Source organism: Polaromonas potterensis, assembly GCF_033446725.1.
Lineage (GTDB): Bacteria > Pseudomonadota > Gammaproteobacteria > Burkholderiales > Burkholderiaceae_C > Polaromonas.
In genome coordinates this window covers 195,000-219,498 of record NZ_JAWQLX010000005.1, presented here as the reverse complement: position 1 = coordinate 219,498, position 24,499 = coordinate 195,000, and the positions used below count along the sequence as shown (strand labels likewise).

Genomic DNA, 24,499 nt, shown 5'->3' with positions numbered 1-24,499 from the left:
TCCTGGTTATAAGGTCATGAAATGGCGGTGAAGTGAGGGACGGTGCGCGGGATGTTCAGGGTTGCATGCGAATGGCGCGTCCCGAAGGCCGCCAGGTTGACCGGCTCAGTCTGGGCTTCACTCAGGCTGAGGACCGGCGTCACGCAGGCTTCCAGCGTTGAGAAATGCGCCGCCCATTGCGCCATGCTGCGCGTCAGAAAGCGTTGCTGAAAGCAGGCCGCCAGTTCGCCATGCCGGGTCTTGTCATGGCGTGGGGGCAAGGCGTCAGGCGCCAGTGCCAGACCTTGCACGAAGTTCAGATAGAAGCGCTCTTCGATGGCGCCCACCGCCATGTGGCGGCCTTCGGCCGTCAGATAGCTTCGGTACCAGGGAACACCGCCGTCAACCACATTGGAGGCAGGCGCGTCCTGCCAGGCGTTGACACCCAGGCGCGCAAACACGGCGGTGAGTAAATGCAGGCTGCCATGGGTCATGGCCGTGTCCACCACGCAGCCCTGACCACTAGCGGTGCGCGCGTGCAGCGCCGCGAGAATGCCCATCGCGGCGTACAGCGCCCCGCCGGCGAGGTCGCCAATGAGATTGAGCGGAACGCACTGCGGCCCGATGGCGTGCAGCGCACCCGACATGGCGATGTAGTTGATGTCGTGCCCGGCGCGCTGCGCCCACGGTCCTTGTCGGTCCCAGCCCACGATGCGCGCATAGATGAGGGCCGGCTTGCGTGCGTGGCAGTCCTGTGGCCCCAGGCCCAGGCGCTCCATGACGCCTGGCCTGAAACCTTCCAGCAGCACGTCCGCCTGGGCGATGGCGTCAAGCGCAGCCGCGCGGCCCGACGCCGTCTTCAGGTCCAGGGTCAGGTCGTCGCGCCCCCAGGTGCCGATGTCCGCGGCGGCGTCCACCGGCACGCCCAACTCGGGTGGGCGTGGGTTGACGATGCGCGTGATCTGCGCGCCCTGTTGCGCCAGCCACCAGCCGCAAAAGGGCACACCGCCTACCGTCGCGAACTCGACCACGCGCAGACCGGACAGCGGTTTCACGGCTTTGCCTTTTGTCCTTGCGCCAGCGCCACGGTGCGGCGTGCGATGTTGACCAGGTGAATCTGGCTGGTGCCTTCGTACAGACGGAACAAGCGCACGTCGCGGTAAAAACGCTCGGCCACGTTGTCGGCGATGTAACCGCCGCCGCCAAAAATCTGCACCGCACGATCCGCCACGCGGCCACACATTTCGGATGCAAAGAGCTTGCACATGGACGCCTCCAGGGTCACGTCCTGTCCATCGTCGCGTTTGCGGGCGGTTTCAAGCAGAAGCGCACGTGCCGCGTGAACCTCGACGTTGCTCTCGGCAATCATCTGTTGCACCAGCTGGAACTCGGCCACGGGCTGGCCAAACTGTTTGCGCGTGCTGGCCCGTTCAACCATTTCGTCCACCAGGCGAATGGCCGGACCTATACACAGTCCGGCCAGGTTGATGCGCTGCTTGTTCAAGGCCTTCATGGCCGTGCGAAAGCCAACGCCGGCTTGGCCGCCCACGATGGCGCTGGCCGGAACGCGGCAGTGATCCAGCAACACTTCGCCTACGGGCGAGCCGTGTTGTCCCATCTTGCGATAGGCCGGTGGTGTGCTCAGGCCGGCGGTGCCGCGCTCAATCAGAAAGGCCGTGACGCCAGCAGCGCCTTTGACCGACGTGTCCGTGCGTGCAAAGACGGTGAACAAGTCGGCGATAGGCGAATTGGTGATGAAACATTTTTTGCCACTGATGACATAGTCATCCCCTTCGCGCACGGCCACCGACTTGAGCGCGGTGGCGTCAGAGCCGGCATCGGGCTCGGTGAGTGCGAAACACCCTGTGAGTTCGCCGCTGGCCAGGCGCGGCAGGTAGCGCTGCTTCTGCTCCTCCGTGCCATCGACAACCAGGGACTCGGACGCGATCCCGGTGTTGCCACCGAAGCGCGCGCGAAAGGTGGTAGCGGCCTGCGAGACTTCAATGTTGATCAGCGACAGCTCTTCGGAGCTCAAGCCGGCACCGCCGTAGCCTTCGGGAATGCTGTGGCCAAACAGGCCCAACTCGCGCATGCGTTGTACCAGGGGTTCCGAAATAGTGTCGTTCCGGTCGACTTCGGCTTCGAGGGGGATGCATTCCGTGCGGATGAACTGGCGCACCTCGGCCAAAAGCTGCTTGAATTTCTCAGGATGACGGATCATGGTGTGTGTCTTTCCGGGTTAATGCAGGCCACAAGCGACTTCAATCTGCTGAACGGCCTCCAGTAGTTGGTTTGCCGCAAGCTTTTCCAGCGTGTTTTTGCCCAGCCGAAAAACCGACAAGGTGCAATTCAATGCCATGGGTTCTTCGCGTTGCATCTGGCGAATCGGAACTGCCAGGGCGTGTATGTCTTTGTGCCAGTCACCGCGCGAATAGCAATATCCGCGTTCGGCAAATGCGATCTGGTCGGCTTCCCAAAGGGGTTTGTCGAGTTCAAAACGCTGAGGGTCTTCGATCTTGAGCCGGTTCAGGATCGCCTTGCGCTCTGCAGGCGGGCTGGCCAGAATGAGGGCGCGTCCTATGGCCGTAGACAGCAGCGGTCGCGTGCTGCCGATATCTGGCTGGTACACATTGCCCTGGTCCACCCGGCAGGTGTCGACATAAACGACATTGGTCCGATCACGCATTCCGAGGTTCACGTTGCAACCGGTTTCCCGCGCCACTTTTTCCATGATCGGCCGTGCAATCTGCCGCACCCGCATGTTGGCCAACAAGGGGTATCCCAGCGACAGCACGCCTGAGCCCAGGCGGTACTTTTGCAGTTTGTCCACCCGGCTCAGATAACCCAGCAGGGTGAGTGTGTAGGTCAGACGCGAGACTGTGGGTTTGGGCAAGCCGGTGCGGTCCGCTATCTCGCGATTACCCAGCAGCGAGTCGGCCAATGTGAAAGCGCGCAAGACCTCCATGCCACGTGCCAGGTTCATGGAAAACTGGCGATCGGCGCTGAGGTCGTGAGGGTTGACCAGACCGGGTAGATGGATGGAGGACATGGTGCGTGGCTTGCGTTTGTTGGTGTTCATGATGGTTTGCTTAAAAACTGAAGTCAATGAATCCGGAAGACTGTTTCGCACAGCGAAACAGTCATTGTGTGGCGGACGGCATTCTGGCAAAACTCCATGAACCAACGCTTGCAACACGGAGATATTCAATTGAACGCAATACCAAACAACAGCGGCGCCCTGGCGGGCGTGCGCATTCTGGACATGGCCACCGTCCTGGCCGCTCCCTTTGGCGCCACCCTGTGCGCTGACCATGGGGCGGATGTGGTCAAACTGGAACTGCCTGATGGCAGCGACCCCTTGCGAACGCTGCAGCCGGTGAAGGACGGCAGCGCCCTGTGGTGGAAGGTGGCCAATCGCGGTAAACGTGGTATCTCCCTCGACGTACGCAAGCCCGAAGGGCGTGAGTTGTTCTTGCAGATGCTGCCGAGTTTTGACGTTCTGGTCGAGAACTTTCGCACGGGCACCATGGATCGCTGGGGACTAGGCGCGGCGACGCTGTTTGCCGCAAATCCGCGCCTCGTCATCCTGCGGGTCACCGGTTTTGGTCAGACCGGGCCTGACCGTTTGCGCCCGGGTTTTGCCCGCATCTTTGAAGCCAAGAGTGGCTTTACCAGCCTGACCGGTGAAAAAGGCGGTTCGCCCCTGCATTCCAATTTTCCGGTCGGCGACGCGGTGGCTGGCTTGTTTTCCGCGTTCTCCATTGCCGCTGAAATCGCGCGGCTGCGCGGTGACCCTCAGGCCAAGGGGGTTGAGATCGATCTGTCTGCGACCGAAGCGCTGTTTCGCCTGCTGGACCCCTTGCCGGTGGAGCATGAGCAACTCGGTCAGGTGCGTAAACCGGAGGGCAACTGCGCCAGTTACACGGCTCCCAGCAATATGTACGCGAGCCAGGAGCGGGTGTACTTTTCCGTTGTGGCCTCGTCAGATGCCATTTTTGTGCGTCTGGCCGAGGTCGTAGGCCAACCCGGTTGGGCCAGCGATCCGCGCTTCGACACCAATCCGCATCGGGTGCAGAACCTGCAAGCACTCGATGAGGCCTTGTCGGCCTGGTTCGCGAATCATCCGTATGCCCATATAGAAAGCGTGCTGGAGGCCGCTGGCGTCCCCTTCAGCAAGGTTTATACGATTGAAGACATTGAGACGGATCCGCAATTCATCGCGCGCGAGGCGATCGTGCGTTTGCCAGACCCCTTGTATGGCAGTCTGCCCGCGCCTTGTATTGTTCCGCGCATTCTGGGGCGCACCATGCCTATCCCGCGCACCGGCCCGGATGTGGGTGAGCACAACGCTCAAGTCTTTGCGGAGTTCGGCGTGGGTGCTGATGAACTCGCGGCGTTGAAAGCGCAGGGCGTGGTGTAGGTCTGATTTTTAAACCTGAACCGGTAAATCCATGCACACATTCAAAGCTTTTCGCCTGCTGGTCGGTGACAGCGAACCGGTACGGCAGTTTGCCGAGCTGTCTATTGACGATCTCAGCCCTGGCAACGTCGTTATTCAGGTCGCCTACTCCAGCATCAACTACAAGGATGCTCTCGCGTCCAAGGGCCTGAACGCCATCATCCGCACCTGGCCCCGCATCGGCGGGATCGACCTGGCAGGTACCGTGCTGGAGTCGGCTGATGCGCGCTTTCAGGCCGGCGACGAAGTCGTCGTACACGGTTTCGGGATCGGGGTCGATCATGATGGCGGACATGCGCAGGTCGCCCGGGTACCAGGCGACTGGGTACTGCGTATTCCCGACGGCTTGAGCCTCTTCGATGCAGCGGTGCTGGGCGCCGCCGGCTACACCGCCGCTTATTCGCTGCACCTGATGGAACTCAATGGGCTGGCGCCCGGCCAGGGTCCGGTGCTGGTGGATGGCGCCACGGGTGGTGTCGCCAGCGTGGCGATCGACATGCTGGCCCAGCGCGGCTACCAGGTGACCGCCATGAGCGGCAAGACCGATGAGGTGCCGTATCTCAAGAGCCTGGGCGCAAGCGAAGTCATTGGGCGCCTGGCGCCGCAGGACAAGCCGAAACCGCTGGAGAAGGCACAGTGGGCGGGTGCCGTGGATTCCGTGGGCGGCGCGACGCTGGCCTGGCTGACCCGCAGCATGCTGCCCGGTGGCGTGATCGCCGCCTTCGGCAACGCAGGCGGCGCCGAGCTGGCGACCACGGTGCTGCCCTTCATTCTGCGCGGCATCCGTCTGCTGGGCGTCAATGCCAACTCGCCCATGCCGGTGCGGGAGATCGTCTGGAAGAAGATAGCCATGGAGTACCGGCCCAAGCACTTGGCACAAATCGCCTGTGTCATCGGACTGGACGAACTGCCGAGCTACCTGGACCGCACGCTGGCGGGGCAGATCCGCGGCCGTACCGTGATTGACATGAACAAGTGAGCAAGCCGCTCTTGATCACCGGGGTGGGGCGCGTGATCGGGCGTGCCATTGCCTGTGCTGATGCTCAAACCGGTGCGGCCATGATGTGCCGCCCATCACGCGTCAAGTTGAGCATGAAAAAATTGACTGGGTAACAGACATGTTGAACCTGCCGCCGCGAAAATCGCATTTGGTTTTTAGCGTGTAAGCGCCTGCTCACGATTTCATCTGGATAGAGAATCCGATACGTGAGATGTCCGCGCTGGGGGACCGCTGTGACACGCTCCTTGCCCTCAGCGCATCACCGTGGCGAAGCGATCAGGTATTTGGCCAGCGCGTGGTAAGCCGGCAGCGAGGTCGGGTCGTTGGCCGCATTGCCGGCCACCGGGTTAGAGGCAAAACGGGCAATCACCATCTCGGCTTTCGGGTCGATGTACAGCGCCTGGCCGTGCACGCCGCGCGCCATGTAGGCGCCATGGTCGTTGTGTGTGACCCACCACATGTCGCGGTAGCTCCAGCCCGGCAGCAGTTTGTAACCGGCCTTGGCAAAGTTGTTTTTGTCGCCGCCTTGCCGGATGTCGGCTATCGCGGCCTTGGGCAGGATCTGCTGGCCGTTGAAAACACCGTCGTTGCGCAGCATCTCGCCGAAGCGGGCCAGGTCGCGCAGGCCGGCGTTCATGCCGCCGCCGGCAAAGGGTGTGCCTATGGAGTCCACGGTGTAGTAGCCGTCCTGCTCGGCGCCCAGGCGTTGCCAGATACGTTCGGACAGCAGTTGCGCCACCGTGCGCCCGGTGGCGCGTGCGATGACCCAGCCTAACGCATCGGTGTTGGCGGTCTTGTAGCCGAAGGCCTCACCGTGGTGGCCCTGCGGTTTCACGGTTTGCAAAAAATCGTAATAGCTGCGCGGCCCGGTGTAGCCCTTGGGTTTGGGCAGCGGGTTGCCGGCGGCCGCATGTTGCCAGACCTCGGCCTTGGGGTCGGCGTAGTCTTCGCTGAAACGGATGCCGGTGGTCATGTCCAGCAACTGGCGCACGGTGGCGCTGCCGAAGGCCGAGCGCGACAACTCGGGCACGTAGTCGGCCACACGTTTGTCGGCGTCGAGTTTGCCTTCGGCCACCAGCGCCGCGCCCAGGGTGCCAGCGAGGGATTTGCTGACCGACATCAGGCCGTGCTGGCCATCGTCCTTCAACACGCCGAAATAACGTTCGTAAACCACGCGCCCGCGATGCAGCACCACGATGCCGTCGGTGTAGTTGGCCAGCAGCGATTGCAACCAGCTCATGGGCTGGTTGCCGCCCAGCGGCGTGAAACTCACGCTGTCGATATCCTCACGTTCGGCGCGTGGCAAGGGCAAAGGCGCGCCCAGTCCACGTGAGACATTCGTGGTCGGCATCAACTGGCGAAAGTTGGAAACGCTCCAGCGCATGGCCGGAAACTGGAAGTAGCTGCCGTCCTCAAAACGCAGCGTACGGTCGGGCGGCGGTGGTGAGCCGACCATCCAGCCGAGTTTGGCCGGGTCGCTGGCCACGGCGTCCAGCGGTGCCTTGGTTTTTGCCGCTGATTCGGGCGCCGCGAAAACGCCGGGCACGGTGGCGCTCAGGGCCATGGACAGGCCCATCAGCAGGAAGAAGCGCGAAGGGGGGCGCGTGTGTACAGGATGTTGCATAAATACCTTTCAAGATTGGCGGCCATTGGGCCGCTGCAGATAAATGTCATAGCCAGTCAATACGATCAGTACATCACCACCAGATTGACCAGCCAGCCGCGCCAGACGGGGGCCGAGCCGCCCATCAACCGGGTCATGCCCTCGCCGGGGCGCGAGAAGCTGACGCCCCGGTGAAGAAGGTGTGTTTGTTGATCACCCGTGTGTATTTCAGATAAAGGTCGTCGGCCAGATGGGCGGAGGTGACACCGGTGATCAAGCTGGGCGCGCCGCCGACCAGAATGAGCCGGGTGGACTGGCCGAACTGCAGGGGGCTGGCGAGCTGATTCGCGTAGATGCCCGATGCCGCCCAGCGCCGCCTGCGTGTAGGGCGAGGACGAGCGGGTGACCTTGCCATAAGACAGCCCTGCAAACTTCTCTGCCGTGGGTTTGTACTGCAACACGGCCCCCACCAGCCGGGTGCCGGAATCGTTGTCGGGCTGCTCGTTGGGTGCCAGGTAAAACGCTTCGGTCGACCAGGGACCCTGGGTGAGGCGGGCAATGCCGGTCATCGCAAAAGCCCTGCGCGGACCCAGCTTGAGCGCACCGCGGTCAAACCCGTTGGAGGCGCCGTTGGACACCAGCATGCCAGTGCCCAGGGTGTAGCGTTGCGAGCCCGCTGACAGGTCCAGGCGGGCCGACGTGTCGGGAATAGCCACGCGCGGGCCAGCGTAGGCGTCCTCCAGGGTGACGCGGCCGGTGTTGCCGGCGTCAAAAGCATCCCGCCCCAACGTGCCCGAAGCCACCACCGACAGCGCCCCGTATGCCTCCAGGCCGGGCCGCAGGCTGCGCGTGGCGGCCACGCCGGGCTTGACGTAGAACTCGCCCCAGCCACGCTTGGCATTGAAGGCGGCGTGTTGTGCAAAGGTTTCCGCGAGCTTCCAGAACAGCTTGTGTTCGCTGGCGTACTGGATGCCTGCCTCGAGGGCGTAGTTGACACGGGTGTCGGTGTCGGCAGGTGACTCCGCCATCGCAAGAGAATGCGCTGCGGCGATGGCCAGGGCCGATGCCAGTGACTGGCGCCGTTGGCCAACTCGCTGCGGAGCGCTGCGCATGGGGAGCAAAGAGCGTCGCCGTTCCATGGTCAATCTCCGGATCACCTTGCGGGTTGCAGGAGCGTTCATGATAGAGCAAGGATCGGGCGTACAAGCCAGTCGTTGTGGCTGGCGGGCTGCGGGCGTGCAGGCCCTGCGGATGTGTGAGCACACCTCTAGGGGCGGGGGGGCTGTCCCGGGTTCGCGAAATGGCGTGCCGCAGCGGCGACGGCGACGCGAAGATTCAACATGCGCCTCCCCGTCACGCCGACGGCGTGAGTTACGCCAGTTCACTGATGTAGCGGCCGGCGCAAGCCATTTCATGAGTGAAATTGGCCTCTAGCCCATATAGGACGGGCGCAAGCAGCTATGGATTAAGTAGCGAATCAAGCCCGGCCTTGAGCCGCCGCGCCGGCGGCTTGCGACGATGGCTTAGCTGCGGCTGCGCTGGAGCAGGCTCTCGCCGATGAACTTGGCACGCTCACGCGACAAGGTGAAAAAGATCCAGCCGAAGCCGAGATGGCGCAAGCCCAGGCTGACATGGCGCTCCGGTGTTTGCGTTTGTGAGATGGCAAAGTCGGCATCGTGCTGCACCAGGACCGGCATGTCGGCCGTGACTTCCATTTGCACGGGCGGCTGCATGAGGTTGCGCGCTTGTGCCAGCTGGTGCATGAGTTCTTCAACCTGGCGTGTGGTCAGTTGCGCGCCAAGTACGGTGAGGGTACCGTCGGTGTTAGGTGTCATGGATGCCCCTTTCAGTGGCTTTGAGTTGTTGTCAGGGCTGGATTGTCCAGCCTTGGGGCGAGGCTGCTGATTTTATCCCCGCCCCCGCGTGGCCCGCTTGACGCAACCAGGCGTAAAAAAGCGCACACAGCCGTTTTCAGGCGTTATGGTTGATGTTTTTATTTCGTGAGGAACAAGAACATGGCTTTGAAACTCATCCTAGGCAGCGCTGCATTGGCGGTGGCACTGATCGGCTGCACCACACCGGGCACACCTGCGACCGGCACAGGTCCGGCTGCCGGAGGCGCCTCCGATGGCCTTTGCAATGCACAGGGCGCCCAGTTCACCATCGGCAAGGCCGCGGGCGCGAGTGTGGTCGAGAGCGCACGCCAGCGTTCGGGTTCCTACATGGCGCGGGTGCTGCGCCCCAACCAGGCGGTGACCATGGATTTCAATGCCCAGCGCCTGAATCTGGAAGTGGACGCTGCCGGGGTGATCAAGGCGGCGCGTTGCGGCTAAAGACTCAGTGAGGGCGGGGCCCCGCCTTGCAGCGGTACCTTGAAACACAATAACCTTTGATCCAAAGGTAAGGGGGCAAGCGCCTGACGTGGCCCTGTTTTGGGAGAAGCCGGCGATGGCGTGCACCGTGCGCAATCACTGACAAGCCGGTAGGTGTTTCTTTTTGCCGACAGTTGCTGCAACGACATTCGCAAATCATCAAGGTTCTCGCATTCAGGCGAGGTGTAGCGCAGGTATTCACTCAACGTAACAGGAATGCTCTTGATGGAAAGGCATTGAAATGGGGAATCAGCGAGCCTTATTTCAATCCTGCAGACGGCAAGCGTGGCATCTTCGGCGTCAACGCCTGGGTAGAACTCGGCGGCGAATACTATTTCGAGCTGGATTGTCGAACAGGGGAATTTCTGTGGGGCAAAGAGGTTCGCTTGTGAAGTCAAGCCTGATGCCATTAGTTTGTTCACTCATCGCAGCCGGCGAGTTTGGTGAGGGTCTAGCGTAGAAAGTAAAGTCCAGCCCGTAACCAACTTGCGATTACACCCGGCATGAAAAAAGATATTGGATATGTCGTCGAGTTAGAAATCACACGTCCTGCTTGTGCGAACGCAGGCGTAGTGGAAGACCAAGGTACTGCCGTCGGCGGTGGCAATCAGCTTCACTTTGTAGTTCCATTTGATGAGCGTGGTACAACGTTTAAATTGGTAGGTGGAAGGGCTTTGCCGTGAGCGCATTTGTAAAAAATCTCACTCTTCACAACGCACAGGGTGAAGAGATACTCGCGAGCGAAATTCTGGAATGGGTTGCCAAGCAAACTCCATGGCGTCCGTTCAACACCACAGCATATAGCTGGAGTGTCAACGAGAAAACAATATGCCTTCCGCTAGAAAACTTTAGTCTTTATCTACTTCCCGATGCCAGCGGTTTTGTTCGCATTGAGAAAGATCGAGTGCCGAATAATTGTGTTCTCTTGGATGCTCACGGTCAGGAGCGCATGCGCCTGATCGTACCTTGGCAACTCACAACATCCAGGAAAGCTGAGTCGGCGTTACCGTCAACAAGCTTTATCAGCACGGGTGGGCCTTACGAGAACCCCATGAATAACGAGATGGGAAAGTTCGGTGTCAGAGCATGGGTGGAGCTTGGTGGCGAGTTTTACTTCGAACTGGATTGGCGCACGGGAGAATTCCTATGGGGCAGAGAAATTCGCTTCTAGGCCACATTTCAGCTGTTGATCTCACCCCCATCACTTAAACCTTCCGCCTAATACTATTTGTTCGTCAAAATGATTTGTCAACACGCAGAGTATTCAATGAATCAATTCTTGAAATTTTCTTCCGAAAAGCGATTGAGTATAAAAAATATAACCATTCAACTTTTTCGCAAAAAACGAAATTCAAGACCAAGCGACTTGTGATGCTGTCGTGGTAGCAACTACGGGATCAGGCGACGTAGCCTGGGTTTTTCGTCCTGATGTGCAAGACGAGCAATTCGCCTTCATTTGGAATATTGAAGCGGCACGGGACGGTGATTTTGTCTTTGTATGGGTCAGTGTTCGAGAGTACAAAGATCAAGAACCCGCGATTTGGTCGGGAATTCAGTATCGCCATCGGATCAATCCAACCACTGGGGAAGTAGTGGAGTCTATCTATCAGATGAAGTAATTAAGTGTCGAATGAATACCCCAAAAATAGGAATCGATTGTGGTTGATCGCAATCAGTTCACGCTGCTGATCAAGATAGGTAGCATTACCGTCAAATACGGAGCATGTGACCCAATTGGGGGGCGCCCATCAAACTCTCGTACTGAATCGCAGTCAGTTCACGTCGCCCGTTAAAGTCGGAAGCATACGTGCAGGAGGTTACTGATGAAAAAACTGGTGAAACTCGATCCGGGTGGATGGCTCACGGAGATTGACCTCAAGGCCATGCGGCGCGAAGCGCTGACCTTGCGAGCTTATATAGAAGCTGCCTCGGAGGGTGAGGCGCGGCTTTTTGAATACCGGCGCAAGGTACTTCCTTTGATACAGGCTGCCCTCGATAGCACTCTGCCTATACCGTACAAGGGCGATGATCCCTATTCGTGGAGCTTGATGCTTGAAGGCTTGACGCCAAGACTGACAGAAGCCTTCTGTCACGTCTATAGCCGATTTATGAATCGTATTGCAGGGAGTTCGACGAACTCGGCGCTATCAACTGGGACTGAAAATAAGTCCGACTGGCTATCTAACGTTGTTGTTAAAGACGGTGAACGATATAAATGGGTCGAGTTTGAAGATTGATATGTAAAGGATCAGTTGGCGGTCATAGCTGCAATGAAACCCACTATCGGGCATGTAATTGATGTTGAAGTGGTGGCTCCGATTAGCGCGTTGGTCGGCCGAGTCGGTGCTCAGCCCGGCGCTACAGGCGGGGGCGGGTCAGATTCAGTTTGTCGTACCTATTGCTGATCGATCCAGCGTACTTTCTTGCGTCCAAAATAGTGCAAGAAAACTGTAATGAGCTTACTCAAAATCATCATGAAAATTAAGTCATTTTTCGGAAACTCTGTAAATGCGCCTGCGACCCAAGAGGCAACAGTTCTGCGCTCACGAGATGAAGGACTAGCCTGTCCTACATGCGAAACCATGCTTTCTATGGAAATGATATTGGACGCATCTAAATTTTGGACCGCGGGGGCGATTGTGTTTCACTGCCCACAGTGCAGTGATAGCGTTTATTTTGCACCGTACGAAAATGAAAATGAAATTGAATTAGGCAGGTTAGCCGCAAGTCCAGTGGTGGATACGCTTCCTTGTTTTCGCTATCCATATATGTCAGTTCACGAGTTAACAACAAGACAAGAGGGGACTGATTTAATGATAAGTGCTCAAGGCAAAGAATGGCGGATTCCTAGGTTTGGCGGTGGCTCATAGCGTTCCGGCGGGGGGCGCATGCATTGATTCAACGTAACAAGGATGCGTGAACTTGAAGCCCAATCTATGCAGGCATAAGCAGCTACGCATTCAGTGGCGAAAAGTCGCGCTCGCCCGCTCATTACCCTAAGCGTTGCGCAGAAGGTGTCACAGATTAAGTGATTCCTATTTTGAAACGTTTGTGCTATATTTTTTCAAATATAGATACAAGTGTTTCATGTCCACTTCTTCACTGTTTGCCAAACTCCCGCTTGAGGGCCTGAGCCCCGAACTGCTGCGTGCCGCGCGCTGGATAGAGGCGCATTCACGTGAGGTGGCGCTGCATTCCATGCGGGAATGTGCGCGCCGTGCAGAGCTGGCGCCAGCCACCTTGAGCCGGCTTGCCCAGGCCCTGGGCTTTCAGGGTTTTGAGGCGATCAAACAGCTGTGCCAGGAGTCTTTTTCGGCGCAGGCCGGTTATGCCGGTCGGGCCGAGGTCTTGCAGGCCAGCGCGCGGAAAACGCAGGACTGGCTGGCGCAGCTCAATGAAACCCAACATGCCAACACAGCGTCCGTCGGCGGGCTGAACCAGGCCGCGCAACTGGAGGCCGTGGCCGACGCCATGCTCAAGGCGCGGCGGGTTTATTTTTTTGGCTTGCGTGCCAGCCACGGCCTGGCCATGCACCTGCATTACACCTACGGCCTGCTGGCGCCCAACGGCGTGTTGGTGCAGGGGCTGGGCGGCACCTTGCGTGACCAGATCGGCGAGATGGCGCCGGGTGATTTGCTGGTCGCGGCCTCTTATGCGCCCTACACGCGGCAGACGGTGGACGCCGTCGCGCAGGCCAGTGCGCAAGGCGTGGACGTGTTGGCGTTGACCGACAGCGCCTTGTCGCCGATTGCCCGCTCAGCCGCACACACGCTGCTGTTTCGTACCGACAGCCCCTCGTATTTTCATTCCATGGTTGGCGCACTGGCCTTGGCCGAAGCGCTCGCCGCGGCCGTGGCGGTGCGCGGCGGCCGCAAGGTGCTGGCCCATTTGCAAATCCGGCAGGACCGTCTCGACAGCGAAGGCGCTTATTGGGACGAGCGCAGCGACAAGACCCCCGCCGCTCGTTCACTCCCTTCTTCATCAAGGAAATAAGTTTTATGGCTGTTGCGTCCACCCATGTGTTTCATCGCCAGTTGCAGCGCAAGCCGCCGGTGGCCGTCAGCGGGCAGGGCGTGTACCTCACCGACGCGCAGGGCAAAACCTACATCGATGCCTCGGGCGGCGCGGCCGTGTCCTGCCTGGGCCATGGGCATCCGGACGTGCTCGCCGCCATGCATGCGCAGATCGATAAGCTGGCTTATGCCCACACCAGTTTTTTCACCACCGAGGTGGCGGAGGAACTGGCCGACCAGTTGATCCGCACGGCGCCGCAAGGCATGAGCCATGTGTATTTTGTCAGCGGCGGCTCCGAGGCGGTCGAGGCCACGCTCAAGATGGCGCGCCAGTATTTTGTCGAGATCGGCCAGCCGCAACGCACCCACTTCATTGCACGCAAACAGAGTTACCACGGCAACACCCTGGGCGCGCTGGCCATAGGCGGCAACCAGTGGCGACGTGAACCGTTTGCACCCATTTTGATTCCGGCCACGCATGTTTCGCCGTGTTACCCCTACCGTGAGCAGCAGGCCGGTGAGATGCCCGAACAATACGGGCTGCGCCTGGCCAGGGAACTGGAAGACGCCATTCTGGCCAAGGGCGCTGACAGCGTGATTGCCTTTGTGGCGGAGACCGTGGGCGGCGCCACGGCCGGTGTGCTGGCACCGGTGCCGGGTTATTTCAAGGCAGTGCGCGAGGTCTGCGACCGTTATGGCGTGTTGCTGATTCTTGATGAAGTGATGTGTGGCATGGGACGCACCGGCACCTTGCATGCGTGCGAGCAGGACGGCGTTTCGCCCGATCTGCTGGCGGTGGCCAAAGGCCTGGGCGGCGGTTACCAGCCGATAGGTGCGGTGCTGGCGCAAAAGAAAATTGTGGATGCCATGCGTGACGGCTCGGGCTTTTTTCACCATGGCCACACCTACCTGGGCCATGCCATTGCGTGTGCGGCCGCGCTGGCCGTGCAACAGGTGTTTGAGCGTGACCAGTTGCTGCCGCAGGTGCGCGCACGCGGCGAATTTCTGCAGCAGCTCATGCACCACAGCTGGGGCGACCATCCCCATATTGGCGACATTCGCGGGCGTGGTTTGTTCTGGGGCATCGAGCTGGTGCAGGACCGTGCCAAGAAAACGCCGTTTGACCCGGCACGCAAACTGCATAGCCGTATCAAGCAGGAGGCGATGGCGCGCGGCTTGATGGTTTACCCGATGGGCGGCACCGTCGATGGCCGTTATGGTGACCATGTCCTGCTGGCGCCACCTTTTATCAGCAGCGAAGCGGAGCTGGCGATGGTGGTGGACCGCCTCGGTTCGGCCATGGATGCCGCGATCGCCGCGACCTCATAACCCTAGTTTTTACAACCTGGAGACACAGAGATGAGCAAGAAGTTTGCGTTGAATATGCTGAGTATGGCAAGTGCCGGTCTGGCGCTGGCGGCTGCCCTGGTGGCCACGCCGGTGTTGGCCCAGCAAAAGTTTGTGACCATAGGCACCGGGGGTGTCACCGGTGTGTATTACGCCGCGGGCGGCGCGATCTGCCGCCTGGTCAACAAGGACCGCGCCAAACACGGCATCCGCTGTTCGGTCGAGTCCACCGGCGGCTCGGTCTTCAACGTCAACACCATCAAGGCCGGCGAGCTGGATTTCGGCTTCACCCAGTCGGACGTGCAGTACAACGCCGTCAAGGGTGCGGGCCAGTACAAGGACGCGGCCTACACCGATCTGCGCGCGGTTTTCGCCGTGCACCCCGAGCCCTTCACCGTGGTCGCCCGCAAGGAAGCCAACATCAGCAAGTTCGAGGACTTCAAGGGCAAACGTTTCAACGTCGGCAACCCGGGCTCGGGCACACGTTCTTCCATGGAAGAGTTGCTGGGCGGAATGGGCTGGAAGTTGGGCGACTTTTCGCTGGCCTCCGAGCTGAAGGCCGACGAACATGGCCCGGCGCTGTGTGACGGAAAGATCGACGGCTTTTATTACGCGGTGGGCCATCCCTCGGCCAACATCCAGGACCCGACTACCTCCTGTGGCGCCAAGCTGGTGTCGCTGAGTGGCCCGGTGGTTGACAAGCTGGTGGCCGAGAAACCATATTACGCCAAGGTCACCATCCCCGGCGGCCTGTACCCGAACAACCCGCAGCCCACCAACACCTACGGCGTGTTGGCCACGGTCGTCACTTCCAGCAAAACGCCGGCGGAAACGGTGTATCAGGTCACCAAGGCCTTGTTTGACAACTTCGACGAGTTCAAAAAATTGCACCCGGCGCTGGCCAACCTGAACCCGCAGAACATGGTCAAGGACGGCCTGAGCGCACCGCTGCATGAAGGTGCTGCGCGTTATTACAAGGAAAAAGGCTGGATCAAATAAACACCTTCCGGTGTAGAGGGAAAGGGGTCAGGAGCGTGATGTTGCCTGGCCCTTTTTTTTAGAAAAATAACTAACAGCTCTGGAAGGCCACGGATGGCGCAACTCGAAAAACACTCGGCCCAAGAACTCGACCAGTTGGTCAAGGAGGCCGACCTGGGCGGGCGTGAGCCCGGCGGAAAAATTGGCGTAGGCCTGGCCATTCTGGCCGGTGCCTGGTCGCTGTTCCAGCTTTGGTATGCGTCGCCGCTGCCGTTTATGCTGGGCTTCGGCATCCTGAACGACACCGAGGCACGCGCCATCCATCTCGCGTTTGCGATCTTCCTGGCCTTTTGCGCGTTTCCGGCGTTCAAACATTCCTCGCGCAGCGTCATCCCCTGGTCGGACTGGCTGCTGGCGCTGGTCGGCGCTTTTTGCGGTGCCTACCTGTTCCTGTTTTACAACCAGCTGGCCCTGCGGCCGGGCGCGCCCACCACGATGGACATCGTGATCGGTGTGACCGGCGTCGCCGTGATGCTGGAAGCCACACGCCGCGCCATGGGTTTTGGCATGTTGGTGACCACCGGCGTGTTCATGGCCTTTGTGTTCCTGGGCCCGCACATGCCCGAGGTGTTGCAACACCGCGGCGCTTCGTTGTCGCGTTTTATCTCGCACATGTGGCTGACCACCGAAGGTGTTTACGGCGTGGCGCTGGGTGTGTCGGTGCAGTTTATTTTCCTGTTTGTCCTGTTCGGCACCTTGCTGGATATTGCCGGTGCCGGCAACTACATGTTGCAGGTGTCACTCGCCACCTTGGGCCATTTGCGCGGCGGGCCGGCCAAGGTGGCGGTGGTGTCCTCAGCGCTGAACGGCATTGTGTCGGGCTCGTCGGTATCGAATGTGGTATCTGGCGGTATCTTCACGATACCGTTGATGAAACGCACGGGTTATTCGGGTGTGAAGGCCGGGGCGATTGAAGCGGCCTCGTCGGTCAACGGCCAGATCATGCCGCCGGTGATGGGGGCGGCGGCTTTCCTGATGGTTGAATACGTGGGTATTCCGTATTCGGAGATCATCAAACATGCGGCCTTGCCGGCCATCATTTCTTATGTGGCGCTGTTTTACATCGTGCACCTGGAAGCGCTCAAGTACGACCTGAAACCGCTGGTGCGCGAACGCCAGCCGACCTGGCGCGAACGGCTGCTGGGCTGGGCGCTGGGCCTGTCCGGCACCACCATCGCTTGCGCCGCGATTTATTACGCGATCACCGCTGTGCAATACCTTGCGGGCGATGCCGCGGGTTGGGCGCTGGCTGTGCTGGCGGCCGTGGCTTATGTGGTGCTGATGGCCTATTCCTCGCGTTACCCGGACATCGCGGTGGACGATCCGCTGGCCAAGGAGGTCAAGCTGCCGCTGCCCTGGCCCACGGTGCGCGCCGGCCTGCATTTTTTCATCCCGATCACGGTCTTGTTGTGGTGCCTGATGGCCGAAGAGTTGTCGCCCGGGCTGTCGGCTTTCTGGGCCACGGCCACCGTCATGGTGATGGTGGTGCTGCAGCCTTTCATGTTGTCCGTTTTCCGTCCCGACGGCAAGGCCGAGGCGGCCTTGTCCTCGCTCCAACGCGGCGTGGCCGATCTGTGGCGTGGCCTGGTGCTGGGTGCGCGCAACATGATAGGCATCGGTGTGGCTTGCGCCAGTGCCGGCCTGATTGTGGGTGTCATCACGCTGACCGGCATGGGGCTGATGATGACCGACTTTGTCGAGCTGGTCTCGGACGGCAATGTGCTGGTGATGTTGCTGCTGACGGCGGCGATTTGCCTGGTCATAGGCGCGGGTGTGCCGACCACGGCCAACTACATTCTGGTCGCGACCTTGATGGCGCCGGTGATTGTTGAACTGGGCGCGCGCAGCGGCCTGGTGATTCCGCTGATCGCGGTGCACATGTTTGTGTTTTATTTCGGTATCCTGGCCGACGTGACGCCGCCTGTAGGGCTGGCGTCTTACGCGGCCGCGGCGATTTCGGGCGAAGACCCGAATGCCACGGGCTGGCAGGCGACTTGGTACAGCCTGCGCACCACCGTGTTGCCTTTTGTGTTTATCTTCAACCCGCAGATTTTGCTGATCGGCCTGGGCTCCTGGGTCGATGTGGTGCTGGTGTGTGTGACTGCGGTGGCCGCTTCGTTGCTGTTTGCCGCCGCCACCATGAAATGGTTTCGCACCCGCTGTACCTGGCCCGAGGTGGCGGTCTTGCTGCTGGCGACTTTCCTGTTTTTCCGGCCCGACTGGGTGGTGGACCAGTTTTCGTCCAAATATGTGTCGGCGCCGGCGGCCGACATCTACAAGGTGGCCGATGGCTTGCGCGCCGATGAATGGCTGGTGGTGGGTATTGCCGGCGAAACCCTGAACGGCGAGCCGCAGACCAAAACCGTGGCCCTGCCCATGGGCGAGGGCGCCACTGGCCGCGAGCGCCTGCGCGACGGGGGTGTGACCCTGAGCCAGCTTGGGACAGACCTGGAAGTGGCAGCCGTCAAGTTTGGCAGCCGCGCGAAAAAGCTGGGTGTCGAGCAGGGCTACAAGGTGGTTGAGCTCAAGCTGCCGAATCCGTCACGGCCGTCAACCCACTGGGTGTTTATTCCGGCGGCATTGCTGGCCTGGGGGGTGTGGTGGATGCAGGGCCTGCGCCTGCGCCGCGGGTCTGCCAAGCTGTCGCTGCGGACCTGAGCCACCGTCCAGCCCGGAAATGCTTGGTAAGGCCTGGTTTATGAGTGAAGTAGGCCTCTAGCCATAATCCACGGGCGCAAGCAGCTATGAAAAACAGAGCGTTTTATGAGTCGGCCGAAGCGCTCCAGCGGTCGCCCCAGTTTTTGTCCTGGGCTTTCTCCAGGTCACGCCGGTCGCGTTTGGTCGGGCGCCCGTGTTCTATGCTGCTGGCCGGCTCGTGGTTCAGCCGGCGTTGCTCGGCCGCCGCCTCGCGCAGGCGCAGGCTGTCAGCGGTTTCTTCGTAAAGCTGTTGCGCCACCGGGGCTGCGCCGCGATGCTGGCTCAAGCCCTTGACCACCACGGTGCGGGTGACCGGCCCTTGCCGCATGGCCACGGTGTCGCCGGCCTTGATGTCGCGGGCCGGTTTGGCGTCCTGGCCATTGACCGCGACGCGGCCCTTGCTGATTTCATCGCTGGCCAGTGAGCGGGTTTTGTAAAACCTCGCGGCCCAAAGCCATTTGTCAAGACGCATCCGGGAACTCCCCTGCAGTGCTTTTGCCGGCCCGCAGCTGTTGATCAAGACCTATATTTTTCATCAACTCTCATTGTGTACCAGGGGCAAACGCACGGTGGCGTCCAGCCCGACGATACGCCCATGGTCTTCGCGGTTTTCCAGGATGATGCTGCCGCCCAGCGCCTGTGTGATTTCGCGGCAAATCGCCAGGCCCAGGCCCGAGCCCTGGCGCACGTCGCCGGCGGAAAAAGGTTCGTACAGGCGCGCGGCCAGCTCGGTGCTGATGCCTGGCCCGCTGTCGCTGACCGTCAGCGCCGCGTAGAAAGTGTCGGTGACCAGGCGCACCGTGAGGGTGCCGCCGCGCGGCGTGTATTTGATGGCGTTGTGCAGCAGGTTGCGCGCCAGCTCGCGCAGCATCCAGTCGTGCGCGCGCACCTGGGCCGGCATGGTGCTGATTTCAAAATCCAGGTCCTGCTCGGCCAGCAGCGGGGAGATGTCAATCACGATGGAGCGCAGCAGCTCGGGCCAGTCCTGTGGCTGGGCATCGGTCTGCAGGCGCAACTGCTCGACCTTGGCCAGCGCCAGCATCTGGTTGGCCAGCAGGGTGGCACGTTCGACCGTGTCGGCGATTTCGCGCAGCGCCTGGCGTGGTGCCACGTCGCCGCGCTGCGCCGACTGCACCTGTGTCTTGAGCACGGCCAGCGGCGTGCGCAATTGGTGCGAGGCATCACGCACAAATCGTTTCTGGTGCCCGATCAGGGCTTGCAGGCGCTGCATCACCTGGTTGGTGGCGTCGATCAGCGGCAGCAACTCGCGCGGGGCATCGGGCGCGGCCACCGGGGTCAGGTCGCCTTCGGGCCGCGCCTGCAACTCGGCGCTGAGGCGGCGCACCGGTCGCGTGGCGCGTTGCACCACCAGAATCACCACCAGCGCGATCACACCAATCAGCAAGGCCTGGCGCCACAAGGTGTCAAACAAGACCTTGCGCGCCAGGGTCTGGCGCAACTCCAGGGTTTCGGCCACCTGCACCACGGCCATGCCGCGGCCGCGTGCGCTGGCCACTGGCTGCAGCAAGACCGCCACACGCACCTCGTCGCCTCGAAAAACGTCGTCGTAAAACGCCACCAGCGCGGCATACGCGCCCTGGTTGGGAATGCTGCCGCGCCAGAAGGGCAACTCGCCAAAGCCGGAAATCACCTCGCCCTGCAGGTTGGAGACGCGGTAGACCAGTTGGCTGCGGTTGTCGGCTTCAAACGCCTCCAGCGCCGAATAAGGCACGGTGGCGCGCAACACCGACAAGTCGTCGTAACCTTCGACATCCAGCTGTTCGCCAATGGTTTTGGCCGAGGCCAGCAGGGTGCGGTCGTAAGCGGTGTTGACGGCCGCCAGCGTTTGCCGGTAGAGGCTGACGCTGTTGATCACAATCAGCAGGCTGATGGGCAGCAGGATGCCGATCAGCAAATACCTTCTCAGGGACATGACGGCCCCCACGCTTGTCGCTTCGCGTACTGCGCTGTCCCCCGAGGGGGCTGTGCTTGCTCGGGGCGGCCCTTCGCTGCGCACGTTGTCCCCCGGCAGGGGGGTAGTTTGTCGGGACAACGGTCTAGTCATCGGTCTTGAGCAGGTAGCCCAGGCCGCGCAAGGTCATCAGGGTCACGCCGGTGTGCGCCAGGCGTTTGCGCAGGCGGTAGACCACGACCTCGATGGCTTCGTATTGCACATCGGTCTGGCCGGGAAACACCAGGTCGAACAGCCTTTCCTTGGTCACGGCGTGGCCACGTTTTTCCAGCAGCGCCTTGAGCAAGGCCAGCTCGCGCGGGGGGAGGTCCAGCACCTGGTCGCGGTAGTAAATGGCGCCACTCTCTTTTTCATAGCTGATGGCGCCCGCTGAATAAGGGCTGGAGGCCGATTCGACCAGTGATCCCGGGCGGCGCCGGTGCAGGGCGCGCAAACGGGCCTCGAGTTCGTCGAGGTCAAACGGTTTGGGCAGGTAGTCGTCGGCGCCGGTGTTCAGGCCGATGATGCGGTCGCCCACGGTGCCGCGTGCGGTCAGGATCAGCACCGGCGTGTCCAGGCCGCTGCGCCTGGCCTGCTCCAGCACCTGCAGGCCGTCCAGGCCGGGCAGGGTCAGGTCCAGCAGGATCACGTCAAAAGCCGAGGCCTGCCACTTCTCCAGCGCTTGCCGGCCGTCGCCGCAGGCCTCGATTTGGATGCCGCGACGCCCCAGCGACCGGACCAAGGTTGTGCGCATGGCGGCATCATCTTCAACCAAAAGCAGTTTCATGGGCAGCACATTAGCACTTTCCCCAATGCCTGGGACAGCTGTTTGACAGGCAAGCGGCGCATGATGCACGGGTTAGATAAAACTCCAGGAGACATTTATGCGTCGCGACACCTTTCTCAAATCCATGGCGGCCTTGGTTGCCGCCGGCTCCTTGCCGCTGTCTGCCCTGGCGGCCGCCAATGTCAAGATGATGATTCCCGCCAACCCCGGCGGCGGCTGGGACACCACCGGCCGCGCCTTGGGCAAGGCGCTGCAGGAGTCCGGCGCGGCCTCCACCGTGACCTACGACAACAAGGGCGGCGCCGCCGGCGCACTGGGCCTGGCCCAGTTCATCAACGGCAGCAAAAACGACCCGAACGCGCTGATGGTCATGGGCGCCGTGATGCTGGGCGGCATCATCACCGGCAAACCGCCAGTCAACCTGAGCCAAGCCACACCGATTGCCCGCATCACCAGCGAATACAACGTGTTTGTGTTGCCGGCCAACTCGCCATTCAAGACCATGGCCGATGTCGTGGCGCAGCTCAAGAAAGATCCCGGCAGCGTCAAGTGGGGCGGCGGTTCACGTGGTTCCACAGAACACATCGCCGCGGCCATGATTGCGCGCGAGGTGGGGGTGGACCCGGCCAAGATCAACTACGTGGCCTTCCGTGGCGGCGGTGAGGCGATTGCGGCCATTCTGGGCGGCAACGTCACCATAGGCGGCAGCGGCTACAGCGAGTTTGCCGAATACATCACCACCGGCAAGATGCGCCCGCTGGCCGTGACGTCCGACACCCGCCTCAAGGGTGTCAACGTTCCCACGCTGAAAGAGCAGGGCATCAACGTCGCCATCGGCAACTGGCGCGGTGTCTATGGCGCGCCCGGCATCACCGCGGCACAGCGCAAGGAGCTGACCGACATGGTGCTGAAGGCGCTGAAGTCCAAGGCCTGGGCCGAGGCACTAGAGAAAAACAGCTGGACACCGGCCGTCCTGACCGGCGCCGATTTCGAGAAATTCGTCGACGACGATTTCGCCAGCCTGCGCGCCACCATGGTCAAGTCGGGCATGGTCTAAGGACCTCAGCCTGTCATGGCGGGCCTGAGCCGCCATCCATGTCTCCGGCTTCACGGCTGGCATCAACGGAGGCATGGATCCCGGACTGGGTCCGGGATGACCGCCGCAGCTGGTGGCCAGCCTTCCATCGGGAAAAAATAATGACACAACAAACCCTCTCTCCCGCCCACAAACGCTCGCAGACCCTGGTCGGCGGCGGTGTGGTGCTGCTGGGCCTTGGCCTGGCGTTTGGTGCGATCAGCATCCCCTCGGCCGCCGGTTATGCCGGGGTCGGCCCCAATTTTTTACCCTGGGTGGTTTCGCTGGCCTTGCTGGTCTGCGGCGGCTTCCTGGTCTGGGAAGCGTCAAGCGGCGGCTTCCGTGAGATGGAACCGGCCAGCGAGGGCGTACAGGCCTACTGGCCGGGTTTTGTCTGGGTCTCGGCCGGCCTGCTGGCCAATGCGGCCCTGATCACCAGCATTGGTTTTATCCTGAGCTGCACCCTGTGTTTTGTGCTGGCCGTACAGGGCTTGCGCGGCGCCGAAGGTCATGCCGGCGTGGACCCCAAAATCTGGCTGAAAAACGTCGTGATCGGTTTGCTGATTTCTGCGCCCGTGTATTGGGCGTTTACACAATTCCTGGCGATCAACCTGCCGGGCCTGACTTCCACCGGGTGGCTTTAAATGGATATCTTCAACCAGCTCATGCAGGGCTTTATCACTGCGGCCACCCCGATCAACCTGCTTTGGTGTTTTGTCGGTTGTGCCCTGGGCACCGCCGTTGGGGTGTTGCCCGGCATTGGCCCGGCCGTGGCCGTGGCCATGTTGCTGCCGATCACGGTCAAGGTCGAGGCCACGGCCTCCATGATCTTTTTTGCCGGCATTTATTACGGCGCCATGTATGGCGGCTCCACCACCTCGATTTTGCTGAACACGCCGGGTGAAACGGCCAGCATGGTCACGGCCATGGAGGGCAACAAGATGGCCAAAAGCGGGCGCGCCGGTGCGGCGCTGGCCACGGCGGCCATAGGCTCGTTTGTGGCGGGATCGATCGCCACCGTGATCGTCACGCTGTTTGCGCCCATCGTGGCGGAGTTTGCCGTCAAACTTGGCCCGCCTGAATATTTCATGCTAATGCTGCTGGCCTTCACGACCGTGAGCGCGGTGCTGGGCAAAAGCGAGGTGCGCGGTATCACGGCCCTGTTCGTAGGCCTGGCGGCCGGGCTGGTCGGGCTGGACCAGATCACCGGCCAGGCGCGTTACACCGGCGGTGTGCCTGAAATGCTGGACGGCATCGAGATTGTGCTGGTGGCGGTGGGCCTGTTTGCGGTGGCCGAAGCCATGCATGCGGTCTTGTACGAAGGCAAGGTCGATGCGGCGCAGAACAAGCTCAGCAAGGTCCACATGACCAAGCGTGACTGGCGTCGTTCCTGGCCCGCCTGGTTGCGTGGCACGGCGATTGGTGTGCCTTTTGGCTGCATCCCGGCCGGCGGCACCGAGATCCCGACCTTCCTCAGCTACGCGGCCGAGAAAAAACTCGCCAAAGACAATTCAGAGTTCGGCAACCAGGGCGCGATCGAAGGTGTGGCCGGCCCCGAGGCGGCCAACAACGCCACCGTGACGGCGGCCATGATTCCCCTCTTGACCCTGGGCATCCCGACCTCCAACACCACGGCCATTTTGCTCGGCGCTTTCCAGAACTACGGCATCCAGCCGGGGCCACAACTGTTCACGTCCTCGTCGGCACTGGTGTGGGCCTTGATCGCTTCGCTTTACATCGGCAACGTCATGCTGCTGGTGCTCAACCTGCCGCTGGTCGGCCTGTGGGTCAAGCTGCTGAAAATTCCCAAGCCTTATCTGTACGCCGGCATCCTGATTTTCGCGACCGTGGGTGTTTACGGCATGCGGCAAAGTGCTTTTGATCTCTTCCTGCTCTACGCCATCGGGGTGTTGGGTGTGGTGATGCGGCGTTTTGATTTCCCGACAGCGCCCGTGATTGTCGGCATGATCCTCGGCCCACTGGCCGAAGCGCAGCTGCGCAACGCGATGTCCATTGGCGAGGGCAGTGCCATGGTGTTTTTGCAACGGCCCATGTCGGTGGCTCTGCTGGTGGTGGTTGTGGCCGTGCTGGTGTTGCCGCGTGTGGCGAAGGCTTGGTCGGCGCGGCGTGAGCGGGTGGCGGGGCTTGGTTGAGGCTGCCTGTCTGCTGCTTTTTTGA

The 24,499-nt window shown here is 61.1% G+C and carries 24 protein-coding genes; 15 read left to right on the top strand and 9 right to left on the bottom strand.

The window, feature by feature from the left end:
- Window positions 1-14 precede the first annotated feature (14 nt).
- The 3 genes from R6254_RS11760 to R6254_RS11750 are packed head-to-tail and all read right to left on the bottom strand — an operon-like array spanning window position 15 to window position 3,058.
- Window positions 15-1,034, bottom strand: coding sequence for a CaiB/BaiF CoA transferase family protein (locus R6254_RS11760; protein ID WP_318406990.1), 1,020 nt, complete (start codon window positions 1,032-1,034; stop codon window positions 15-17).
- Window positions 1,031-2,200: an acyl-CoA dehydrogenase family protein gene (locus R6254_RS11755; protein ID WP_318406989.1), complete on the bottom strand. Its 1,170-nt coding sequence runs from the start codon at window positions 2,198-2,200 to the stop codon at window positions 1,031-1,033. The genes R6254_RS11760 and R6254_RS11755 overlap by 4 nt, the downstream gene beginning before the upstream one ends.
- An 18-nt stretch (window positions 2,201-2,218) precedes the next feature.
- Window positions 2,219-3,058, bottom strand: coding sequence for an IclR family transcriptional regulator (locus R6254_RS11750; protein WP_412103154.1), 840 nt, complete (start codon window positions 3,056-3,058; stop codon window positions 2,219-2,221).
- Window positions 3,059-3,154: 96 nt separating this feature from the next.
- Between R6254_RS11750 and R6254_RS11745 the strand changes: the two genes are divergently transcribed.
- Both R6254_RS11745 and R6254_RS11740 read left to right on the top strand, forming a co-directional pair.
- Window positions 3,155-4,399, top strand: a complete 1,245-nt coding sequence (locus tag R6254_RS11745) for a CaiB/BaiF CoA transferase family protein (RefSeq protein ID WP_412103153.1) — start codon at window positions 3,155-3,157, stop codon at window positions 4,397-4,399.
- A gap of 31 nt (window positions 4,400-4,430) precedes the next feature.
- Window positions 4,431-5,417, top strand: a complete 987-nt coding sequence (locus R6254_RS11740; protein WP_318406987.1) for an oxidoreductase — start codon at window positions 4,431-4,433, stop codon at window positions 5,415-5,417.
- A 280-nt stretch (window positions 5,418-5,697) separates the two neighbouring features.
- Here the strand turns inward: R6254_RS11740 and R6254_RS11735 are convergent, their stop codons facing one another.
- The 3 genes from R6254_RS11735 to R6254_RS11725 form a co-directional block, all read right to left on the bottom strand.
- Window positions 5,698-7,014, bottom strand: coding sequence for a serine hydrolase domain-containing protein (locus R6254_RS11735; RefSeq protein ID WP_318407092.1), 1,317 nt, complete (start codon window positions 7,012-7,014; stop codon window positions 5,698-5,700).
- 113 nt (window positions 7,015-7,127) lie between these two features.
- Window positions 7,128-8,180, bottom strand: a complete 1,053-nt coding sequence (locus R6254_RS11730) for a hypothetical protein (protein WP_318406986.1) — start codon at window positions 8,178-8,180, stop codon at window positions 7,128-7,130.
- A gap of 384 nt (window positions 8,181-8,564) precedes the next feature.
- Entirely contained in the window at window positions 8,565-8,876 is a 312-nt protein-coding gene (locus R6254_RS11725; RefSeq protein WP_318406985.1) for a hypothetical protein, read from the bottom strand.
- 180 nt (window positions 8,877-9,056) lie between these two features.
- On the opposite strand from R6254_RS11725, the gene R6254_RS11720 reads away from it, so the two are divergent.
- The 10 genes from R6254_RS11720 (at window position 9,057) to R6254_RS11675 (ending at window position 18,469) form a co-directional block, all read left to right on the top strand.
- The gene (locus tag R6254_RS11720; protein WP_318406984.1) at window positions 9,057-9,374 is read left to right on the top strand and encodes an I78 family peptidase inhibitor; all 318 of its coding nucleotides are present in this window, start codon (window positions 9,057-9,059) and stop codon (window positions 9,372-9,374) included.
- A 275-nt stretch (window positions 9,375-9,649) separates the two neighbouring features.
- Window positions 9,650-9,805: a hypothetical protein gene (locus R6254_RS11715; protein WP_318406982.1), complete on the top strand. Its 156-nt coding sequence runs from the start codon at window positions 9,650-9,652 to the stop codon at window positions 9,803-9,805.
- Window positions 9,806-9,916: 111 nt separating this feature from the next.
- The gene (locus R6254_RS11710) at window positions 9,917-10,096 is read left to right on the top strand and encodes a hypothetical protein (RefSeq protein ID WP_318406981.1); all 180 of its coding nucleotides are present in this window, start codon (window positions 9,917-9,919) and stop codon (window positions 10,094-10,096) included.
- Entirely contained in the window at window positions 10,093-10,584 is a 492-nt protein-coding gene (locus R6254_RS11705) for a hypothetical protein (RefSeq protein WP_318406980.1), read from the top strand. Before R6254_RS11710 ends, R6254_RS11705 begins: the two co-directional genes overlap by 4 nt.
- 652 nt (window positions 10,585-11,236) lie before the next feature.
- Complete coding sequence (locus tag R6254_RS11700) at window positions 11,237-11,650, top strand: hypothetical protein (RefSeq protein ID WP_318406979.1); 414 nt, start codon at window positions 11,237-11,239, stop codon at window positions 11,648-11,650.
- Window positions 11,651-11,866: 216 nt separating this feature from the next.
- On the top strand, window positions 11,867-12,283 hold the full coding sequence (locus R6254_RS11695) for a hypothetical protein (protein ID WP_318406978.1): 417 nt from the start codon (window positions 11,867-11,869) through the stop codon (window positions 12,281-12,283).
- A 217-nt stretch (window positions 12,284-12,500) separates the two neighbouring features.
- Window positions 12,501-13,406 carry a MurR/RpiR family transcriptional regulator gene (locus R6254_RS11690; RefSeq protein ID WP_318406977.1) on the top strand — a complete coding sequence of 302 codons (906 nt, stop codon included), beginning with the start codon at window positions 12,501-12,503 and terminating at the stop codon, window positions 13,404-13,406.
- Between the two features lie 5 nt (window positions 13,407-13,411).
- Window positions 13,412-14,755 (top strand): aspartate aminotransferase family protein, encoded by a 1,344-nt coding sequence (locus tag R6254_RS11685; protein ID WP_318406975.1) that lies wholly within the window; start codon window positions 13,412-13,414, stop codon window positions 14,753-14,755.
- A 30-nt stretch (window positions 14,756-14,785) separates the two neighbouring features.
- The gene (locus R6254_RS11680) at window positions 14,786-15,772 is read left to right on the top strand and encodes a TAXI family TRAP transporter solute-binding subunit (RefSeq protein WP_318406973.1); all 987 of its coding nucleotides are present in this window, start codon (window positions 14,786-14,788) and stop codon (window positions 15,770-15,772) included.
- 93 nt (window positions 15,773-15,865) lie between these two features.
- Window positions 15,866-18,469, top strand: a complete 2,604-nt coding sequence (locus R6254_RS11675) for a TRAP transporter permease (protein WP_318406971.1) — start codon at window positions 15,866-15,868, stop codon at window positions 18,467-18,469.
- A gap of 103 nt (window positions 18,470-18,572) precedes the next feature.
- Here R6254_RS11675 and R6254_RS11670 read toward each other — a convergent pair whose 3' ends face one another.
- From R6254_RS11670 to R6254_RS11660, 3 genes are all read right to left on the bottom strand, one after another.
- The gene (locus R6254_RS11670; RefSeq protein ID WP_318406970.1) at window positions 18,573-18,980 is read right to left on the bottom strand and encodes an RNA-binding S4 domain-containing protein; all 408 of its coding nucleotides are present in this window, start codon (window positions 18,978-18,980) and stop codon (window positions 18,573-18,575) included.
- A gap of 63 nt (window positions 18,981-19,043) precedes the next feature.
- Complete coding sequence (locus R6254_RS11665) at window positions 19,044-20,441, bottom strand: sensor histidine kinase (RefSeq protein WP_318406969.1); 1,398 nt, start codon at window positions 20,439-20,441, stop codon at window positions 19,044-19,046.
- A 124-nt stretch (window positions 20,442-20,565) separates the two neighbouring features.
- On the bottom strand, window positions 20,566-21,246 hold the full coding sequence (locus R6254_RS11660; protein ID WP_318406967.1) for a response regulator: 681 nt from the start codon (window positions 21,244-21,246) through the stop codon (window positions 20,566-20,568).
- A gap of 97 nt (window positions 21,247-21,343) precedes the next feature.
- On the opposite strand from R6254_RS11660, the gene R6254_RS11655 reads away from it, so the two are divergent.
- The 3 genes from R6254_RS11655 to R6254_RS11645 all read left to right on the top strand — a co-directional run bounded on the left by R6254_RS11655 (window position 21,344) and on the right by R6254_RS11645 (window position 24,474).
- The gene (locus R6254_RS11655) at window positions 21,344-22,303 is read left to right on the top strand and encodes a Bug family tripartite tricarboxylate transporter substrate binding protein (RefSeq protein ID WP_318406966.1); all 960 of its coding nucleotides are present in this window, start codon (window positions 21,344-21,346) and stop codon (window positions 22,301-22,303) included.
- 140 nt (window positions 22,304-22,443) lie between these two features.
- Window positions 22,444-22,965 carry a tripartite tricarboxylate transporter TctB family protein gene (locus tag R6254_RS11650; RefSeq protein WP_318406964.1) on the top strand — a complete coding sequence of 174 codons (522 nt, stop codon included), beginning with the start codon at window positions 22,444-22,446 and terminating at the stop codon, window positions 22,963-22,965.
- Window positions 22,966-24,474 (top strand): tripartite tricarboxylate transporter permease, encoded by a 1,509-nt coding sequence (locus tag R6254_RS11645; RefSeq protein WP_318406961.1) that lies wholly within the window; start codon window positions 22,966-22,968, stop codon window positions 24,472-24,474.
- Window positions 24,475-24,499: the final 25 nt, after the last annotated feature.

What these genes read in the sequence shown, in the direction of transcription:
- R6254_RS11755 (WP_318406989.1), bottom strand. Translation starts at nt 2,200, where the DNA reads ATGATCCGTCATCCTGAGAAATTCAAGCAGCTTTTGGCCGAGGTGCGC.
- R6254_RS11750 (WP_412103154.1), bottom strand. Translation starts at nt 3,058, where the DNA reads ATGAACACCAACAAACGCAAGCCACGCACCATGTCCTCCATCCATCTA.
- R6254_RS11745 (WP_412103153.1), top strand. Translation starts at nt 3,155, where the DNA reads ATGAACCAACGCTTGCAACACGGAGATATTCAATTGAACGCAATACCA.
- R6254_RS11740 (WP_318406987.1), top strand. Translation starts at nt 4,431, where the DNA reads ATGCACACATTCAAAGCTTTTCGCCTGCTGGTCGGTGACAGCGAACCG.
- R6254_RS11735 (WP_318407092.1), bottom strand. Translation starts at nt 7,014, where the DNA reads ATGGGCCTGTCCATGGCCCTGAGCGCCACCGTGCCCGGCGTTTTCGCG.
- R6254_RS11730 (WP_318406986.1), bottom strand. Translation starts at nt 8,180, where the DNA reads ATGGAACGGCGACGCTCTTTGCTCCCCATGCGCAGCGCTCCGCAGCGA.
- R6254_RS11725 (WP_318406985.1), bottom strand. Translation starts at nt 8,876, where the DNA reads ATGACACCTAACACCGACGGTACCCTCACCGTACTTGGCGCGCAACTG.
- R6254_RS11720 (WP_318406984.1), top strand. Translation starts at nt 9,057, where the DNA reads ATGGCTTTGAAACTCATCCTAGGCAGCGCTGCATTGGCGGTGGCACTG.
- R6254_RS11710 (WP_318406981.1), top strand. Translation starts at nt 9,917, where the DNA reads ATGAAAAAAGATATTGGATATGTCGTCGAGTTAGAAATCACACGTCCT.
- R6254_RS11700 (WP_318406979.1), top strand. Translation starts at nt 11,237, where the DNA reads ATGAAAAAACTGGTGAAACTCGATCCGGGTGGATGGCTCACGGAGATT.
- R6254_RS11695 (WP_318406978.1), top strand. Translation starts at nt 11,867, where the DNA reads ATGAGCTTACTCAAAATCATCATGAAAATTAAGTCATTTTTCGGAAAC.
- R6254_RS11690 (WP_318406977.1), top strand. Translation starts at nt 12,501, where the DNA reads ATGTCCACTTCTTCACTGTTTGCCAAACTCCCGCTTGAGGGCCTGAGC.
- R6254_RS11685 (WP_318406975.1), top strand. Translation starts at nt 13,412, where the DNA reads ATGGCTGTTGCGTCCACCCATGTGTTTCATCGCCAGTTGCAGCGCAAG.
- R6254_RS11680 (WP_318406973.1), top strand. Translation starts at nt 14,786, where the DNA reads ATGAGCAAGAAGTTTGCGTTGAATATGCTGAGTATGGCAAGTGCCGGT.
- R6254_RS11675 (WP_318406971.1), top strand. Translation starts at nt 15,866, where the DNA reads ATGGCGCAACTCGAAAAACACTCGGCCCAAGAACTCGACCAGTTGGTC.
- R6254_RS11670 (WP_318406970.1), bottom strand. Translation starts at nt 18,980, where the DNA reads ATGCGTCTTGACAAATGGCTTTGGGCCGCGAGGTTTTACAAAACCCGC.
- R6254_RS11665 (WP_318406969.1), bottom strand. Translation starts at nt 20,441, where the DNA reads ATGTCCCTGAGAAGGTATTTGCTGATCGGCATCCTGCTGCCCATCAGC.
- R6254_RS11660 (WP_318406967.1), bottom strand. Translation starts at nt 21,246, where the DNA reads ATGAAACTGCTTTTGGTTGAAGATGATGCCGCCATGCGCACAACCTTG.
- R6254_RS11655 (WP_318406966.1), top strand. Translation starts at nt 21,344, where the DNA reads ATGCGTCGCGACACCTTTCTCAAATCCATGGCGGCCTTGGTTGCCGCC.
- R6254_RS11650 (WP_318406964.1), top strand. Translation starts at nt 22,444, where the DNA reads ATGACACAACAAACCCTCTCTCCCGCCCACAAACGCTCGCAGACCCTG.
- R6254_RS11645 (WP_318406961.1), top strand. Translation starts at nt 22,966, where the DNA reads ATGGATATCTTCAACCAGCTCATGCAGGGCTTTATCACTGCGGCCACC.